The sequence below is a fragment of the Njordella aestuarii genome, from assembly GCF_056494165.1.
In genome coordinates, this window is the sequence record NZ_CM151397.1 from 1613312 (window position 1) to 1629529 (window position 16218).

Consider the following 16218-nt stretch of genomic DNA (forward strand, 5'->3'; position numbering starts at 1 on the left):
TCTTTTTCAGCTATGGACAAACCTAGTTCAAGCCATCCGATTTTCGACGCCTGCGTTTTTGATATAGCCCAGTGCCGACTAATGCCAATCCGAAAAGGCTCATGCTAGCAGGTTCTGGTATAGCAGTAACACCATCGATTCGAATGTTATCGAACGCCGCTCCTTCAAAAGGAATGTACGCGTTCAAGGTAAGTGTTAGCTGATTGCCTGAACCGTTAATGGCGGTGGTAAAGTTATCTAACGAACCGTTGGCCGCGAGTGATTTGTCAAGGAAAGTATCAAGTGCTGCAAGTCCGGATTCGGCAGAAAATTTTGTAACCGCATTTGCTCCAACAGCGAACAGGGCCGTTTCTTCACTGACAATGGTTCCGTCATCTAACGCACGATAGGTGAAAGCACCGCCTGGCGCAACCGTAAACGCATTGGTTGCGGCGCCTCCATCAATTACATAATCGAAAGTGAAGAGCGTATCAGCTCCGTAATTGAACGCGGCCCCTCCTTCCATCGAACCCATTCCAATACTAAGCGTTAAATCGGAAAAGCCGCTAATATCGAAGGTCCAAGTGGCTGTCACGGGACTTCCCGTGAATCCGACGCCATCGCTTCGAGTATCAGAAATCCCCAGAAAATTGTTACTTGGGCTTGAGTTGATACCGAATACACCTTCGGTGTCACCTGGAAATGCAGTCGTATCCCCGACATCGCCTACCGAGTTGTCGGCCAGCGAGAAAGGAGTCCCGCCCGTCGTCGGCCATGCTTGCGTTGCACCTACGGCAAACGTGTCACCGCCTCCACCGTCGATCGTTGGAACATTGCTGTTAAGAAGGTTGATGTCTCCGCCATCAAAATCTTGAAGAGCCACAATCTCTGCTTTTGTAGGGCTCAGAAGCGAGTTGAGAAAAATACAGATCAACGAGAATTTTAAGATCTTCATGTTACTTTACTCGACAAAATGGACTGAATCAGATTGAAAGTTCACCGTAGTTCGAGAACTTCTGAATTCAATAAACCTTTCCAAGAAACTCACAATTCTTAACATTCTCGCAATATTTGGAGAACGATAAGTTGATCGCTAATTATCACCGAGCGAGTGAACGTGAAAGATTGGCTGATTCACAGCTTTGGCAAGATCTTTCAACGTTTGTACTACGGCCCAATCATGCCTCTTGACGGTACCGTTTTAAGAGACTTTGCGACGCATTGATAGAATGTCGCATCAAAAATTTGGTACGACGCGACATTGTCCTATCCGTTTCACTAATTGCGACACCAGACGGAGATCGCGATCAGGCAGATGAAAAAGCGCTTCTTATTTGGGGCGATGAATATTGCCGCTTGTTTTTGGGCCGGGGGCGGCAGTTTCGAATTGGCTTCGTTCGGTGTTCATGGCCATGATTTTTTCGATCGTATTTGGCATCAGTTTGTGGAAGATATTGAAGAACGAGCCTTGAAGTCCTGTGATCACTTCGTCCTCGGGCGTAACTGTTAGTTCGACCAATTTATCGATGGTGACCTGGGGATCGTAGGTTGGCGGAATTGGTACGCTTTCGTGTCCTGTATAGTTGCCTGCATTGTCGAAAAAGCTCGTGTCGTGGGCCATTGGCATTACGGTACACACGTGGATATCGAATGCCTGCTTCCTCGTTGGCACGGTCATCCAGGCGACTTGGAGACATACTGCAAAGAGGCGGCAAACAAAGTTGGCGGTGAGGCCGGCGACCGCGTTTACTTGTATTGCGTGGTGCAGACCGCGCGGTACTATAGTGGTTCGATTTTGGACTACCACGACTTGGATCTCGAACGTGTTGCAAAAGGCGCCGAAGCGGTGTTGCATTCAAACATCGATCTAAACAGTGCCCTCAACGCTATTCAGGTGTTAAAAGCTGCAGGCCGAGATGACTTGGTCGAACAGATTATCGCGTTCAAGAAATCGAACCCGCGCATCTTTCCCTACAACAAGTTAGACGTCGTTTCAAAAATCGAGTTCAAATAGAAGAGTGACTGATGTGGTCGGTACGACGTCGACTTGAGAGTTTTAATGAGTCAAGGGCCGGAAAATGCGGCCCTCGTATTGCTGTTTCACCTGAACTTGGACAGGGCAGCGATCAAGATATCATGCAGGGGGCGAGGGCTGCTCAGATGAGTAGCTCGTCGTTGGCTTTTCGTCAGTTTTGCGCTGGGTAAGCTGAAGGATAACGCTGTTGGAGTCGCGGCCGGGCATCGCGTACTCGTCGACTTTGCGAAGGTCGATTGTTTTCAGTTGGCCGTAATGCCGTGCTTCGCCACGCTCGTCAACCCAGCTCGGGCCTTTGATGGTCAAGAGCCGCCCAAACTGTCCCCAGAGAGGCTCCAGCCACGTACAAAGTTTGCTCAACGAACCGACGGCGCGCGAGGTCAATGTGTCATAAGACTTCTGTTCAAGGACTGATTTTACGTTGACGGCATGGACCTCGATCGGCAGTCGAAGCTGTTTGGCGATGTCCTCCAACACTCGAGCCTTCTTTTGGACAGAGTCACAGAGTTCGAAGCGTACGTCTGGTCGCAGGATCGCGGCGGTGAGTCCCGGTACTCCAGACCCGCTGCCGAAGTCGAGCACCGTCTCGCCCTCTCTCAACAGCTTTGCGAGCTTCCAAGTGTCAAGCAAATCACGCTGTGCAAATGTTTCCGCATCGGTATGCCGAGTCAAATTGATCTTTTCATTCCAAGCCCACAAGGCATCGCAGTACTTGGCAAGTTGCGAGTATTGCGAATCTGCAATGTCGGTGATGCCTAGCTCGACCGCGTGTACACGCAGTTGTTCGGCTAGCGGGTTGGGAGCCGCCTCGGTCGGGGGCTTTGATGAAAAACGATCCAATTAATTCTCCTTTACAGAACCATAGAACAGCAAATGTTGCCATGGTAAACCGTCGTATGCGGAACGCAATTCGAAACCATTCGCTTCGTATTCTTTTTGGATCTGAGCCTTGGTCATCTTATGCTCCGGCAAGATCGGCACGTCGGGGTCTTCGCCGCGAAATTCGACAAGGGCGATGACGCCGTCGGGCTTGAGCGATTTGCGTATCATCTGCAGCGTCTCGGCAGGATGAGACAATTCATGGTAGACGTCAACCATGAGCACCATATCGAACGTATCTGCTGGCATGTTGGGCACGTTAGCTTTACTGAGAACTGGCTGAATGTTTGTGACTTGCGTCTCGTTCGCGCGTCCGACCAACCCTCGCAACATGGCGAGTTGGATATCGATTGCATAGACCATCCCGTCAGGCAGAATCGCTTCAGCGATCGGAAACGAATGGTAGCCGACGCCACAGCCAAAATCGGCGACAACCATTCCCGGTTTCAGGCCCAAGTTGTCGAGCATCTCTTGCGTGCTCTCCTCCGACTCGCGGTTAGAACGCACCAACCAGTCGGCCCCGCCCGCGTAGCTCATCGTTGGAGCAATTCGGCGGCCAAGATAAAAAGTGCGCGCCTTCGAAAGCGATCGGACGACGTCTTTATCCGCCGGCCACTCGATCAAGTCAGGGATTTTCGTAGGCGATTTATCTTGCGAGTAGGTCCTGACACAAGGCACGACCAAAGTCGCTACGAAGAGCATCAATAGGATGAACGATCTCATGCTTTACCTTCCTAACGCAATTGGCTCGGGCGCGGTTGCTAGTTCGGGGACGTTTGTAGCTGGACAAGATTTTCGGGTTTGCGTCGAAGTTGTCCGCACGCAGCTTGGATTTCGTCCCCTTTTTTCTGACGGAACATCACATTGATGCCTCCATCCAGCAAGATATCTCGGAAGCGGTGGACCGCTTTGGCCGACGGAGTCTTGTACGGTAACCCTGGCACTGGGTTGTAGGGAATAACATTCAGCATCGCGACTTTGCCACGCAGCAGTTGCACGAGTTCTTCGGCGCAGCTTTCTGAATCGTTGATATCGCCCAGCAGAACATATTCGAACGTAAGGCGCCGACGAGTTGTTTGAAAGTACGATTCGGCAGCATCTAAGATCGCTTCGATTCCTAAGTTTTTATTGACCGGAACGATCTGGCTTCGAAGTTCATCGTTGGGAGCATGAAGGCTGACGGCCAAATGGTAAGGCAGATTCTCTTCACCTAGCCTTTGTATGGCTCGTGGGATACCGACAGTGCTAATGGTGATGCGGCGGGGGCTGATTCCAAATCCGATCTTGCCGTCTTTAGCTACTGACAGCGCCGCCAGAACGCGATCCAGATTTGCAAGAGGTTCGCCCATGCCCATCATAACGATATGGCTGATCCTTTCGTCTGCAGGTAGCAAGTTTTGCAGGTGAAGGATTTGTTCAATAATTTCGCCAGCGGTCAGATTGCGTTCGACTCCGTCCAAACCACTGGCACAGAATACACAGCCCATGGCACAGCCGACTTGAGAGCTAATGCAAATAGAGCGTCGCTCGCCGTCTCGCAGCATCACGCATTCGATTCGATTACCGTCATGAAGCTGGAGGAGCAATTTTTCCGTCCCGTCGTCAGCTGTTTGTTTAGCTGCGATCGTTGATCGGAAAATGTCAAAGTGTTCGCTCAACAGGGTTCGAAGAGCTACCGGCAAGTCCGTTAATGCAGCGAAATCGGCAGCGCGACGCTGGACGATGCCTGCCATAATCTGTTGGCTGCGATAAGCCGGTTGGCCTTGCTCCTTCAGCCACACTTTCAGTTGGTCAGGCGTCAGGTCGATGATGTGTTGTTTAGAGGTCATGCACGAATATCGGTTGCAGAGAGTAGTAAGAGCACTTATAGAGTACGTCAAAGCGGGCAATATGACTATTGTCATCACTGGATATGGCGGTTTAATAGCAGAACCAAAGATGGATTTCGCCGGTTCCCTCGGCCCCGTCTGAGGTTTAGCCTCCTTTTTGCGAATAGGCACGTAAGGTGATTCATGAAAGCAGATGACGAAGTTTGCATGTGCTTTCACGTCAGTTTTCGCAAGCTGATCAATTTCATGAACCGCAATCCGATTCGCCGTGCGAGTCAGTTAAGCGAGTGTTTTGGGGCTGGGACGGGATGTGGCTGGTGCCGACCGGTTTTGGAAAGGTTGGCAAACTTTCCGGCCGACGAGCTTCCTAGAACTGAGGATGTGAGTGAATGGGTGGAAAAAAACTTCCCGGAAACTGTGGAGGTTTATGCGGCAAATCGTACCAATTACCGGGACGAGAGACGGAAAATTAGCGGCGGTTAGAAGGCGTTTAGAGCACACGAAGGGTGAAACGTTGCCCGAAGTCGGCAAAGGGCGGACTCTTCAACTGTGGAATCCACGCTTTCAAATGCGGCGTTCGGCATTGCGTCGCTGAGTGGGTTCCGCGAAAAGAAGTTCTGGACTGTAGGATCCGACCGATAGATCGCTTATACTGGGATTCTAACGTAATTTATTCGCCGCATTCTGTTGGGATTTTCAGCGGTGGACGCATCTAATCTTGGCTTCGTAAAGCGACGGAGTCGTTTAAAAGCGGGGCTTGTTGGGATATGGAAGATATGGAAGACGACACAGACGACGCTCCAGTAGCAGTCAAACCAAAGGCAAAGCGTGCACCGCGCGCTAAATCTACGACTCCTCGAGCTCCGCGCGTTCGCAAGACGGCGGAACCACCACGTATGAAACTGGTTTGGGCCATCTACAACCAGCATCTGCGTCGCGTGGCGACCTTTAACTTTGATCAACAGGTCGAAGCTGACAAGAAGTTGAAAGAGCTGACTAAAGACGGGGCAACCTACTTTCTGCAAAAGCTGAAAGAGCCTGTGGAAGCGGTAGCTGAAACTGCCGATCCCGTTGCGGCTGCAGCCGTTGCTCCACAAGTCGTCGCCGAATCCGAATAGGTCGATCTGGGCGGTTCGTTCCTCCCGGTTGACGTGAAAAAAGTACCGCTTGAGCAGTGAAACTGGGCAGGCGGTTTTTTTACGCGCCGAAGGTAGTGCGGAAATCTTGAATTTCCCCTTGGACGGTTGGCGAGCGTTCGTTACACTTTGCCCCTTGCAATTTTCCGCTTTCGACAGGCTTTTTTGCGTTCAGTCAGTAGATTAACTGCTGTGCTGCTTGCTAACGCACCGAAATTGCGAGATGAACCTGCAAATAAACTGCGTAAGCGAATCGGAGTTCCTAGAAGTATGTCCAAGCAAAAAACGCACAAATCAACGAAGAAACGTTTCCGACTAACTGCCAACGGTCATGCGAAGCATCGCAAGGCTGGTACAAGCCATTTGGCTATCAGCAAGTCGGGCAACAAAGTTCGCCAACTGCGTGGCACCAAGGTTTTGGAAGTTCAATTTGAACGTGCCATCCAAGATGCTCTACGTGGTTATAGCTACTAACCAAAGTCGGTTAGCAGCGATGCTTTTGCCAGATTGTTTGGTAAAAGCCAGTTAGTTTCCTTACCAGTGATGCTGGGCGAAACAGTTGTACATTGAGACAACGGCCTGATGCACACAAAACGCAGCTAGAAGGGCTGCTTTTCGTCATAGAACTATGCGTACACAAAAAGGTGCCGCTCGTCGTCAAGCGAAACGTAAAATGTTTCAGCGAGCGGAAGGTTACGTCGGCGGTCGTCGGCGTTTATACCGAACTGCAAAGGAAAACTTGGTCCGTGCTGGCCGGTTTGCTTATCGTGACCGTCGCCGACGTCGTCGTGATTTCCGTCGTCTGTGGATCATTCGTATCAATGCTGCTGCACGCATGCACGGTCTCCGTTACAGCCAGTTCATTGATGGACTGATCAAAGCGAACATCGAACTGGATCGCAAGACATTGTCCGAGATGGCGATTCATGATCCAGCGGCGTTCACAACCGTGGTCAATCAAGCTAAGGCTGCATTGGACGCTGCTCAATCGGCTGCCAAGGCTTAGTTAGTATCCCGAGTGTTAGTCTCCATGGCGTCCTGCCGTGGAGGACCTATTAAAAGCAATCGGCGACGTAAGCACTGCTTGCGTCGCCCTCTTCTTTGGTTCGCAAAAGTATTGCTCATCCTAGGTTGCGTCCACCGAATTGAAGGGACGAAGGTAGGCGAATGTCTCTTACAAACTTGCTGACCGCATTGGACGATCTAGCGGCGGATGCAAGTGCCGCCCTAGCCAGCGTAACCGACTCGAACCAACTGGAAGAACAACGCGTTCGTTTGTTGGGTGCGAAGAACGGTCAGGTCAAAGCTGTCGAAAAGCTCATGAGCTCTCTCTCGAAAGAAGAGCGACCGGCTGGCGGAAAGCGACTAAACGAAGTTCGCCAATCCATTGCGGCACTCTTTGAAGAAGCGACGCAGCGCGTCGGTGGCGGTCCGGCGAAACAGTCCAAGTCTACAATCGATGCAACACTTCCTGGATTGCGACCTACTCTTGGTCATCTGCATCCGATCACACAGACCATCGAACACCTCAAAGACATCATGGGGCGGTTGGGTTTTTCTGCGGTCGAAGGCCCCGAAGTAGAAGACACTTGGCACAATTTTATCGCACTGAATATTCCTGAAGATCATCCGGCGCGAGATCCGCTCGATAATTTCTACTTGCAGACTGCTGCCAAGCTTAACGCCAAGGCATCTGAGTTCGATCCTAGTGCCGCCAACGCAAAACTGCTCCGGAGCCAGACTTCGACAGTACAGATTCGTGTTATGGAAGAGCGCAAGCCGCCGCTGCGTATCATTTCAATCGGGCGAGTTTACCGGCCTGACGCGGCCGATGCGACTCACTTCCCGATGTTCCATCAGATGGAAGGCCTGTGGATTGATAAGAACGTAAACATGTCGCACCTGAAGACAGTTTTGCGCATGTTTGCGTCGAGCTATCTGGGAGATGACGTAACGGTTCGCTTCCGACCTTCCTTTTTCCCGTTTACGGAACCGAGTGTCGAGGTCGATTACCAATGGCGTGACAACTGGGTCGAATTTGGCGGGGCAGGTATCGTCGATCCGAATGTGTTAGAGCAAGTTGGGTATGACCCCGAGGAATGGTCTGGTTTTGCATTCGGTTTGGGCGTCGAGCGGTTGTGCATGCGTCGCTATCAGATTACCGACATTCGCGATTTGTTCCGCGGCGATGTCCGATTCCTCAACCAGTTTTAATGCCCTGTAGTTTGGTGGTAAGTGTATGCTCGTGTCACTCGATTGGCTCAACGATTATGTCCAGATTGATATCGACGTCGACAAGCTAGCTGAACGGTTCGCCATGTCAGGCTTGAACCACGAGTCAACGACGATCGCGGGCGACGATAAAGTACTTGACCTTGAAGTGACCAGTAATCGCGGCGATGCCCTGGGGCACATCGGTGTTGCGCGAGAAGCTGCCGTACTCTTGGGCAAGACTCTGTGCATTCCCGACGTCAAACTGTCAGGAGAGGGCCCCTTCGCTGCAAAATCACCGACGCTGGCAGTTGAAAACGTGATGCCGGAGGGCTGCGATCGATATACTGCGAGAGTGATCCGCGGGGTGAAGGTCGGGCCGTCGCCAGCTTGGTTGGTAAATCGACTGAAAGCCGTCAATATTGCTACGGTAAACAATATTGTCGACGTCACAAACTATGTCATGATGGAATGCGGTCAGCCGCTGCACGCGTTCGATGCGTCTAAAGTCAACGGCGGAAAAATTGTCGTGCGGCCTGGACGCAAGCAGGAAAAATTCCTCGCTATCGATCATCGCGAATACGAATTGAATGAGCAAACGGTCACCATTGCAGACGCTATCGGGCCGATCGCAATTGCCGGAATCATGGGTGGTGCCAATTCAGAAATTACGGAATCGACGGCCGACGTTATTATCGAAGCCGCTTCCTTTACCCCTTTGGCAGTTCGCAAGACGGCGCGGCGATTGAAGCTGCACTCGCCGTCTTCGTTTCGGTTCGAACGTCGCGTTGATCCACTGATTGTGGATTGGGCAAGCCGACGCTGTTGTGCGATGATTCTCGAACTTGCGGGCGGTAAATTAGAAGCCACTCCGTTGCAGACGAGTGCGGCTGTATATGATCCCCCGCTTGTTAAGCTGCGACAATCTCAGGTGCAAAGAGTGCTCGGGATAGATGTGCCTTGGGAAGCAAGCAAGAAGATTTTGACGGCCTTGGGGTGCGTTGAGCAACCTAGTTCGAAGACGCAGGCTGAAGGAAATGCGAGTGCTGAGTTTGCAATTCCTAGCCACCGTGGCGACCTGCCACGCGAGATTGATTTGATCGAAGAAGTCGCTCGTATCTGGGGCTACGATAAAATCAGCGAACAAGCGATTGTGCCGACCTTTCCATCTGCGAAACGCGACAAAGATGTGATGCTTGACCGACTTCGTACGATTCTGGTCGGCTGCGGCTACAACGAAATCCTTACACCTTCGTGCGTACGAGAGAATGTCTCGCTACTGATGTCTCCTTGGCAATCTGGAGCGGCTCTTCGTACGATTACGCCGATGCTAGAAGGTGCGTCGATCTTGCGGCAGAGTTTGGTATCCTCGTTGTTGCAAACGCGTCTCGCCAATCAAAGTCTCCACAATCTGGAAGCTAGTCTTTTCGAGATTGCGACAATTTATTTGACTGATGAAGCGCAAGACAAAGTCTTCGAGCGACCCGTCGTCGGATTCGTGAGTGGCCGAGAATACCGTGCAGCCAAAGGCATGATTGAAGAAATGATCAGTCGTTGCTCACCCGAAGCAAAACTCCAGTGGGCCGAATGGAACAACGACGGTGTCGACGCTGGCTCCGGAATGCAGCTTCATCTGAACGGGCAACTGTTAGGTTGGTTCGGAAGTGTATCAAATGCGGTCCGTAACAAGCTGAAACTGCAAGGAGCTGTCATCGCGGGCGAATTGGACTTGGATGTGTTGCAGCAAGCGTTGCAAGTTTTGCCGCAGCTCAAGCCGATCAATCAACATCCAGCAATCGAACGCGACTTGAACTTCGTGTTGTCCGAGTCGGTTCAGTGGAAGCAACTGGTGGACATCGTCGATCAGATCAACGAGCCCCTGCTCCAGTCGTTGCAATACAAAGAAACGTATCGCGATGCTAAACGAGATGGGGCGGATAAGAAACGAGTGCTGGTGTCGGTCGTGCTACAAAGTGAAACGCAGACATTGACGACAGAAAATGCCGATGCTGTGATGCAGAAAATAATTGATGCAATCGAAAAGCAGGCAAACGGCAAGCTACTGGGAGCTACAGACTAAGCATGAATGAAGCTCGGGTAGTCCGCCTCACCGAAGACTTAGTTCGTTTCCCATCTGTATCGTCCCGCAGCAATGTCGAAGTCTCTGATTACGTAGCTGACATTCTCTCGCAGCATCGCTTCGAGATTGAACGTATCGACTATCTCGACCCGGCCGGCGTAACGAAATCGAATTTGATTGCCAAGCGTGGCGTTGGCCAAGGCGGGATTGCATATCTTGCGCATACGGATGTTGTGCCTGCCGACGATTGGGTGCCTGAGGTTGACGAAGCGTTCCGTCCGAAACGAACCGGTGATCGTTTGTATGGACGTGGAACATGCGACATGAAGGGCTCGCTAGCAGCCGCACTGACTGCTATGCAACTGGTTGATGAATCACGTCAGCAAGCTCCTCTTTACTTTGTCGTGACGGCTGATGAAGAGGCTGGCATGGAAGGTGCGCAGATTATTCGCCGCGATTCGCAGATGTTTCGCTCTATGACCCATACCGGTTGCGTTGGAATTGTAGGTGAGCCAACTTGCCTGAACGTAATTTATTCACACAAAGGCACGCAACTACTTACGATCCGTTCGGAAGGCAAAAGTGCGCATTCGAGTTCTCGGAATGGCGTTAATGCCAATGACAAACTGTTTCGTATCTTACCAGAGTTGTCGGACATTCGTGATAACTGTGAGTCAAACGTGCGGTACCATAACAGTCTGTTTGACCCCCCGACGCTCTCGTGGAACTGGGTTATTCGTAACGAACCATTCGCCGCAAATGTAACAACGGGTTTGGCTGAACTGCGGATTTTTATTCGCCCAATGCCGGACGTAGATCATGAGCAAATTGTCCAGCAAGTTTCCTCCCTGGTTGAACAAAATGGGTTGATACTTCGAAAGTCCGCTGGAACGATGCCTTTGACAGGAAATCCTGAATCTGCTTTTGTTCGTGGGATGCTGGACATTACTGGGACGCAGAAACCGCTGACGGCATGTTATGCAACTGACGGTGGAGTGCTGCAAGACTTGCGAGAGATTGTCGTCTGCGGCCCCGGGGATATTGCTCAGGCGCATTGCAATGACGAGTGGGTTTCTGTTGGTCAGTTAGGACAGGCGGTCGAAGTCTATCGCCGCGCATTTGAGCGATTCTGCTACGGCTAAGAGCTATTCTTTTTGCGAATACTGCTGCAAAGTTTCGGCCAGGACGCCAAGATTTACTGGTTTGGCGAGGTGGGCGTCGAAGCCAGCTTTAATCGCCTGAGCTTTGTCTTCTGGCTGAGCAAAACCAGTAACCGCTATTAATGCCGGTCGTTGCCAATCAATGTTGACTGGCTGCGCAAGGCGAATCGGCGCGGTTGATTCGTAAGGCGTCGTTGAAACTTCCTTGGCAGCCGTCCGCTTTTCAATTTTCCAACTATTTCTTACCCAGTTTGCGACGTCATACCCACTGATCCCTGGCAATTGGATGTCGACGAGAGCTGCGTCGAACTGTTCATTGCCAAGCATTTCTACGGCGTCCTCTCCGCTGGAAACAGTAGTGACGTTGTGTCCCAAGCGAACGAGCAATCTCTTCAGGACGGTTTGTATAGCGATCGAATCTTCGACTACAAGAATTTTCTGCATGACGTTGGTGCGCGGCAAGGTAGCAGCTGGCGGGGCAATATCTTTGGAGACGGGCAGCATGACAAAGAATTCACTCCCTTTGTCGCAGCCATCGCTATGAAAAATTATGTCGCCGCCATGCAGACGCATCAGTTCTCGAGAAATCGACAATCCGACACCTAAACCAGAAAGTGGGGATGAGGTGCACCGGCTCGCTTGCGCGAAAGGGTGAAAGATCTTGTTATGAAACTCTTCGTCGATACCAATGCCCTCATCCCGAACGGAAATGGTTGCTTGCTGGCTATCAAAGGAAACCTTTATCCAGACGGATGTGTCGCGGGGCGAGAATCGAGACGCGTTGTCCAATAGGTTTGCGACGACTTGATCAAGTCTAGTGATGTCCGCCGAGACCATGACTGGATCGTCGGGCATCACCAGTTCCACACGTTGGGATCGTTGAATAAAGGCATACTTATTAGCCGCTACGCAGTTCTCCACAACCTTGCGGATATCAATCGGCGCAACACTGATGGTCAACTTACCATGTTGCACCCGAGCAACGTCCAATAAATCGTCTAGCAGACGTCGAATGTGGTCCAACTGATCCGAGATGAGCGGTGAAAGATTCTCGCAGGTCGCAGGGCTAAAGTCCTCGGCCTTCATGAGATCAAATCCACCAGCTAAAGCGGCAACGGGGTTGCGCAGCTCATGTGAGAGGACCGCCAGGAAATCTCGATGGTTCGGCGAATCGAACTTCGTATCGTTTGGTGATCGCATTTTCACTTTTGAAATTCCCTCTTCATTGTCGCTCTCCTCATTCGCTTCAGTCGTCGACGAAACGAAGACGATCAGTTTTGCTGGAAGTCCCTTCCACGAGATACCAACGGATTCCTGTCGGAAGTTTGCAACTCCCGCGAATCGCATAGACCGGACCCCATTGGTTTCATAGTCGTGAACATTTGCGGCGGCGATTTCTCCCGCCGATTTAGCACCTAGGAGTTCGAGACACGTACCCGACGCATATAAAACATCTCTATTGAGTCCAACGATCGCAGCAGGAATCCTGCTGGAACTGAGAAGCCAAACGAGAATCGCACTATCGAGCACAGCTTCGCTTTCGAGGGGGTATTGTTGCACCGTCGACGCCCTACACCACGCTACGTAGATTTTTTAGAGCCAAGATAGATCGACAAATGGTATTACGAGGAGAAGCTGGAGCGGTAGGCTGGTGGCAGGATGTTCACCGGAAGCAAAATGTAAAAACAGTCGCTTTTGTATTGCATCGAACGTCTTCGCACATGGATCGGAGGTATCAAATAGAGACAAGAGAGCCCTTAGCGTGAAACATGCCAAATAAGATGAAACTCGCTGAGGCATTGGCAATTAACAGATATCTGAAGGCTCAGCAACCGGCGCGGAGAAAATGTTGCTTGCCACAATTCCAACTATTCGGCAAATTGTCGATCCGATGGAAGGTGATCGCGCACGTAGAGCGATATTGTGGCAGTCCACCATAAACCGATTGCCACAATGCATTTGCCGCTTTCAAAAGTCGTGATGCAACATCTGTTCCAAAGAGTATGCAAAGCCTTAACTTGCCTTCTTCCGCCTTCGAACCGGTCGAGTACTCTTCAAGACGCTCTCTGACCACTGATATAGGTATGAATTTCCTTGCTTCCCGACGCGGTTAGCGGCGTTACAGTGGTGGAGCACATAAGCGATTTGCTGAGCTAGCCACCGGTCAACGCTAAGGCGTTCGCTGAGCATGACCGTGGAAAATGGAGTTGCATCGATTGGGACATTCAAGATCGTAGCCAGATCAAACGCAGAATGCAGCTCGCGTTTCGAAACTACCAAATCGAGTGTTTGGTCGACGAGCGTATAGCGTTTTCGTTTAAATCGATATTTTGATTTTGGAATGCGGTACTCGGACGTGTGAACTTCCCAGTATTCAAGCGTCAAATTTGGATGAGGGAAGCATTGCGTGAAGTGAAGCAGTTCACAAAAGATCTGAAGCGGATGGAATTTTTTCGGACTCTTGCGAACGCTAACCACAGATTGATCGCGCGCATCAAGGTTGATGATTCTCTTGCCAACCACGATTGGTTTAACAATCCTTAGCATGTGGTCGTCGCGGAGTGCGATCACCTTTTTGCGGATTGCTCCTAACCCTGCGTATTGGACTTCGACCAATCTATCTTGGCTGTCAATCGCGTCGATCCGATAGCTTCCAAGGGTTACCTCAGTCGATTCTGGATCCCGCGCGACGAGTTCTTTGATTTGGCGGTGAAGGCTAGTTTCCATGATTCCGAATCGCTCTGCTCAGGACGCTTATTGCAAGAGTTTCAAAGACTCTACTTTAATAGCGATCATGTCCGCAACGGAACTTCCCGGGAGGCAGGTGCTGTCGTCTAATGCGCCGCAAACGATACAATCGATGGCTATTCGTTCCGGGGAGCGAACGACGATAATCGGTAACAAGACTAGGTCGAGATTCCCAAATCGCTTAACGTCAGCAAGGAATGGAGTTTGTAGCCGCGTGCTTCGATGGCTTGGCGTCCACCATCCAATCGGTCAAGCACCGCGAGAACTCCAATGACTTGCATACCGATACGTTCGACTGCATCGATTGCTTGAAGAGCGCTTGCCCCTGTAGTAACAACATCTTCGACGACGACACACGTCATTCCGGAAGTAATAGGCCCTTCGACTTGTTTGCCCATGCCATGCTGTTTCATTTCCTTGCGGACCATGAAACCACGCAGGTCAATATCGGATTGTCCCGCGAGCATTGAACAGGCGGCGGTAATTGGATCTGCGCCGATTGACATACCGCCAATTGCATTTGGGAACGGACCAAAGCCGCCCGTTTGCAGAAAATCGAGCATTCCGGCGGCGATTTGATTTGCACCCTGCGGGTGCAGCGTTACACAGCGGCAGTCGAGGTAGAAGCTCGCTTTTTTGCCGCTGGCAAGTGTGAAATCGCCGAACTGAAGGGCGTGTTCGCGGACAAGTTCGATTAAACGGTGCTGGTCAAATTTAGGATTGGGCATGATGCTCCAATTCTAGCGTTTGATCGTCACTTGCGAACCACGGCTCAGCATAATAAATACATCGCTGGCATCGAGCGGCGACAGGCTTACACAACCAAGAGTGTTGGTATCGCCTGCTGGATTTGCTGGCGAGCCATGAATGCTCAGTTGCTGACCCAGGTCCAGCCACAATCCACCGTACGGATTCCGTGGATCCTTACCATCGATCTGAATTCCACCAGGTCCGTAGTAGTTGCGGTCCTTTTGTTTGTCGACAACTTGGAAGACACCTTCGCGTGGTTCAGGATCACGACCAGTGCTGATCGGGAATCGTCCAGCATAAAGTTCGCCCAGGAACAAAGTCATTTCTTTGTCTTCGATGTCGATTTCACCACGGAACGGCCCTTTGACCACCTTAAGTTTGGTTCCAGGCATGACGCTGTTTACGTCTTGAATACCGTTAATGCGAGCCAACAACTCCAAAGGTATCTCGTGTATTTGAGCAATGTCTTGAAGCTTTTCGTTGGGAGCAACAATGTAAGGCAGGTCTAGTTCATGACGTCGCGAGTAAATCACTTCGTAGCTTAGCGCGTCCAACATGTCTAACAGATCGGCGCGTTGTTCGCTGGTCAGTTCAGGTGAGTTGTAGAAGACACTAAGCGTTTGTAGCCCTTCTTTCAGCTTGCCTGCTTCTGCTTGTTCCAAGGCCAGTTTCTTTGCGTTCTCAAACGATTGGCTGGTCAGCGTGAACTCGCCAGCAGCTTCGGTGGAAGTCAGCTTGGCAGCATCATTCATCGCGAATTCACTTCCAGCGGCTGGCGGCGGAGGCAGTTTCGTGTTTTGTACTACGGTGGAATCGAATGTATCGGAGCTTGCTTTCGGCACGGACCCGACCGAATTCTGCAGTGTTTTCAGCCAAGGATCGTCACTCCCGGTTGGAGCAGTCTCTTGTTTAGCTGGTGTGTCGACCTTAGCAAGACTTGGCGGTGCGACTTCCAAATTCTCTGTTGCAGAAGCTTCGGTTGGGTTTGAAGCATCGATGGTGCTGGGCGGTAGCAATAACGAAGCAGGCGGTACTGGTGTGGCAGCAGCAGTGTCGGTGATCGACGCTGTCTGAGCGTTGGCAGTTGAGTCGGTCGGAGTGCTCGCGGCACCGGGCCACATTGCAAACGGTGAGTCGCTGGATGTCGATGCTGGAATCGCAGAAAGTTGAGCTGGAGCAGAAGCCACGCCACTGCTTAGGTTCGGTGCTGAGCTTGCACCCGTGAACGGAGCAGACGAAGGTGGGTCTAAAGCGAAATCGGGGCCCATGGCAATCATGTTCTCAAGGTCGGGCGGTAGGTCCGCTTGCTGACCGTTCATGGCAACAAACGCGCCATAAAGAATTACCATGAGTAGGACTACAACAACCGCAGTTTTGATGGTTTGCACAACAAATTCCTCCGTGATAAACC

17 protein-coding genes are annotated in these 16218 nt (G+C 51.3%); 8 read left to right on the forward strand and 9 right to left on the reverse strand.

Annotated elements, in window-relative coordinates; translation table 11 throughout:
* Window positions 1-22: 22 nt before the first annotated feature.
* Together SH451x_RS06150 and SH451x_RS06155 are read right to left on the reverse strand one after the other, a co-directional pair.
* On the reverse strand, window positions 23-934 hold the full coding sequence (locus SH451x_RS06150; RefSeq protein WP_479361567.1) for a PEP-CTERM sorting domain-containing protein: 912 nt from the start codon (window positions 932-934) through the stop codon (window positions 23-25).
* A gap of 375 nt (window positions 935-1309) precedes the next feature.
* The gene (locus tag SH451x_RS06155; RefSeq protein WP_479361568.1) at window positions 1310-1600 is read right to left on the reverse strand and encodes a hypothetical protein; all 291 of its coding nucleotides are present in this window, start codon (window positions 1598-1600) and stop codon (window positions 1310-1312) included.
* On the opposite strand from SH451x_RS06155, the gene SH451x_RS06160 reads away from it, so the two are divergent.
* Window positions 1592-1993: a hypothetical protein gene (locus tag SH451x_RS06160; RefSeq protein ID WP_479361569.1), complete on the forward strand. Its 402-nt coding sequence runs from the start codon at window positions 1592-1594 to the stop codon at window positions 1991-1993. The two genes, SH451x_RS06155 and SH451x_RS06160, sit on opposite strands and share 9 nt — an antisense overlap.
* Before the next feature lie 120 nt (window positions 1994-2113).
* Here SH451x_RS06160 and rsmG read toward each other — a convergent pair whose 3' ends face one another.
* Genes rsmG through rlmN form a run of 3 tightly spaced genes read right to left on the reverse strand, consistent with a single transcriptional unit; the run spans window position 2114 to window position 4722 of the window.
* A complete protein-coding gene (gene rsmG / locus SH451x_RS06165) occupies window positions 2114-2854 on the reverse strand; it encodes a 16S rRNA (guanine(527)-N(7))-methyltransferase RsmG (protein ID WP_479361570.1) in 741 nt (246 codons plus the stop codon).
* A complete protein-coding gene (locus tag SH451x_RS06170) occupies window positions 2855-3616 on the reverse strand; it encodes a class I SAM-dependent methyltransferase (protein WP_479361571.1) in 762 nt (253 codons plus the stop codon). It lies immediately after the preceding gene.
* Between the two features lie 38 nt (window positions 3617-3654).
* On the reverse strand, window positions 3655-4722 hold the full coding sequence (rlmN, locus tag SH451x_RS06175; protein ID WP_479361572.1) for a dual-specificity RNA methyltransferase RlmN: 1068 nt from the start codon (window positions 4720-4722) through the stop codon (window positions 3655-3657).
* A 183-nt stretch (window positions 4723-4905) separates the two neighbouring features.
* On the opposite strand from rlmN, the gene SH451x_RS06180 reads away from it, so the two are divergent.
* The 7 genes from SH451x_RS06180 to SH451x_RS06210 all read left to right on the forward strand — a co-directional run bounded on the left by SH451x_RS06180 (window position 4906) and on the right by SH451x_RS06210 (window position 11291).
* Window positions 4906-5205 carry a (2Fe-2S)-binding protein gene (locus tag SH451x_RS06180; RefSeq protein WP_479361573.1) on the forward strand — a complete coding sequence of 100 codons (300 nt, stop codon included), beginning with the start codon at window positions 4906-4908 and terminating at the stop codon, window positions 5203-5205.
* 293 nt (window positions 5206-5498) lie between these two features.
* Window positions 5499-5840, forward strand: a complete 342-nt coding sequence (locus tag SH451x_RS06185) for a hypothetical protein (RefSeq protein WP_479361574.1) — start codon at window positions 5499-5501, stop codon at window positions 5838-5840.
* A 288-nt stretch (window positions 5841-6128) separates the two neighbouring features.
* Complete coding sequence (gene rpmI, locus SH451x_RS06190) at window positions 6129-6332, forward strand: 50S ribosomal protein L35 (RefSeq protein ID WP_479361575.1); 204 nt, start codon at window positions 6129-6131, stop codon at window positions 6330-6332.
* 154 nt (window positions 6333-6486) lie between these two features.
* A complete protein-coding gene (rplT, locus tag SH451x_RS06195) occupies window positions 6487-6864 on the forward strand; it encodes a 50S ribosomal protein L20 (protein WP_479361576.1) in 378 nt (125 codons plus the stop codon).
* Window positions 6865-7025: 161 nt separating this feature from the next.
* Window positions 7026-8072 carry a phenylalanine--tRNA ligase subunit alpha gene (gene pheS / locus SH451x_RS06200; protein ID WP_479361577.1) on the forward strand — a complete coding sequence of 349 codons (1047 nt, stop codon included), beginning with the start codon at window positions 7026-7028 and terminating at the stop codon, window positions 8070-8072.
* 25 nt (window positions 8073-8097) lie between these two features.
* On the forward strand, window positions 8098-10149 hold the full coding sequence (gene pheT / locus SH451x_RS06205) for a phenylalanine--tRNA ligase subunit beta (RefSeq protein ID WP_479361578.1): 2052 nt from the start codon (window positions 8098-8100) through the stop codon (window positions 10147-10149).
* Between the two features lie 2 nt (window positions 10150-10151).
* Window positions 10152-11291, forward strand: a complete 1140-nt coding sequence (locus SH451x_RS06210; RefSeq protein WP_479361579.1) for a M20/M25/M40 family metallo-hydrolase — start codon at window positions 10152-10154, stop codon at window positions 11289-11291.
* A gap of 3 nt (window positions 11292-11294) precedes the next feature.
* Here the strand turns inward: SH451x_RS06210 and SH451x_RS06215 are convergent, their stop codons facing one another.
* From SH451x_RS06215 to SH451x_RS06230, 4 genes are all read right to left on the reverse strand, one after another.
* Window positions 11295-12869 (reverse strand): hybrid sensor histidine kinase/response regulator, encoded by a 1575-nt coding sequence (locus SH451x_RS06215; protein WP_479361580.1) that lies wholly within the window; start codon window positions 12867-12869, stop codon window positions 11295-11297.
* A 453-nt stretch (window positions 12870-13322) separates the two neighbouring features.
* Window positions 13323-14036: a DUF8091 domain-containing protein gene (locus SH451x_RS06220; protein WP_479361581.1), complete on the reverse strand. Its 714-nt coding sequence runs from the start codon at window positions 14034-14036 to the stop codon at window positions 13323-13325.
* 179 nt (window positions 14037-14215) lie between these two features.
* The gene (pyrE, locus tag SH451x_RS06225) at window positions 14216-14785 is read right to left on the reverse strand and encodes an orotate phosphoribosyltransferase (RefSeq protein WP_479361582.1); all 570 of its coding nucleotides are present in this window, start codon (window positions 14783-14785) and stop codon (window positions 14216-14218) included.
* Between the two features lie 12 nt (window positions 14786-14797).
* Window positions 14798-16195, reverse strand: a complete 1398-nt coding sequence (locus tag SH451x_RS06230) for a L,D-transpeptidase family protein (protein ID WP_479361583.1) — start codon at window positions 16193-16195, stop codon at window positions 14798-14800.
* Between the last annotated feature and the right edge of the window lie 23 nt (window positions 16196-16218).

What these genes read in the sequence shown, in the direction of transcription:
- rplT (WP_479361576.1), top strand. Translation starts at nt 6,487, where the DNA reads ATGCGTACACAAAAAGGTGCCGCTCGTCGTCAAGCGAAACGTAAAATG.
- SH451x_RS06170 (WP_479361571.1), bottom strand. Translation starts at nt 3,616, where the DNA reads ATGAGATCGTTCATCCTATTGATGCTCTTCGTAGCGACTTTGGTCGTG.
- SH451x_RS06210 (WP_479361579.1), top strand. Translation starts at nt 10,152, where the DNA reads ATGAATGAAGCTCGGGTAGTCCGCCTCACCGAAGACTTAGTTCGTTTC.
- pheS (WP_479361577.1), top strand. Translation starts at nt 7,026, where the DNA reads ATGTCTCTTACAAACTTGCTGACCGCATTGGACGATCTAGCGGCGGAT.
- rpmI (WP_479361575.1), top strand. Translation starts at nt 6,129, where the DNA reads ATGTCCAAGCAAAAAACGCACAAATCAACGAAGAAACGTTTCCGACTA.
- pyrE (WP_479361582.1), bottom strand. Translation starts at nt 14,785, where the DNA reads ATGCCCAATCCTAAATTTGACCAGCACCGTTTAATCGAACTTGTCCGC.
- SH451x_RS06180 (WP_479361573.1), top strand. Translation starts at nt 4,906, where the DNA reads ATGAAAGCAGATGACGAAGTTTGCATGTGCTTTCACGTCAGTTTTCGC.
- pheT (WP_479361578.1), top strand. Translation starts at nt 8,098, where the DNA reads ATGCTCGTGTCACTCGATTGGCTCAACGATTATGTCCAGATTGATATC.
- rlmN (WP_479361572.1), bottom strand. Translation starts at nt 4,722, where the DNA reads ATGACCTCTAAACAACACATCATCGACCTGACGCCTGACCAACTGAAA.
- SH451x_RS06220 (WP_479361581.1), bottom strand. Translation starts at nt 14,036, where the DNA reads ATGGAAACTAGCCTTCACCGCCAAATCAAAGAACTCGTCGCGCGGGAT.
- SH451x_RS06155 (WP_479361568.1), bottom strand. Translation starts at nt 1,600, where the DNA reads ATGGCCCACGACACGAGCTTTTTCGACAATGCAGGCAACTATACAGGA.
- SH451x_RS06150 (WP_479361567.1), bottom strand. Translation starts at nt 934, where the DNA reads ATGAAGATCTTAAAATTCTCGTTGATCTGTATTTTTCTCAACTCGCTT.
- SH451x_RS06185 (WP_479361574.1), top strand. Translation starts at nt 5,499, where the DNA reads ATGGAAGACGACACAGACGACGCTCCAGTAGCAGTCAAACCAAAGGCA.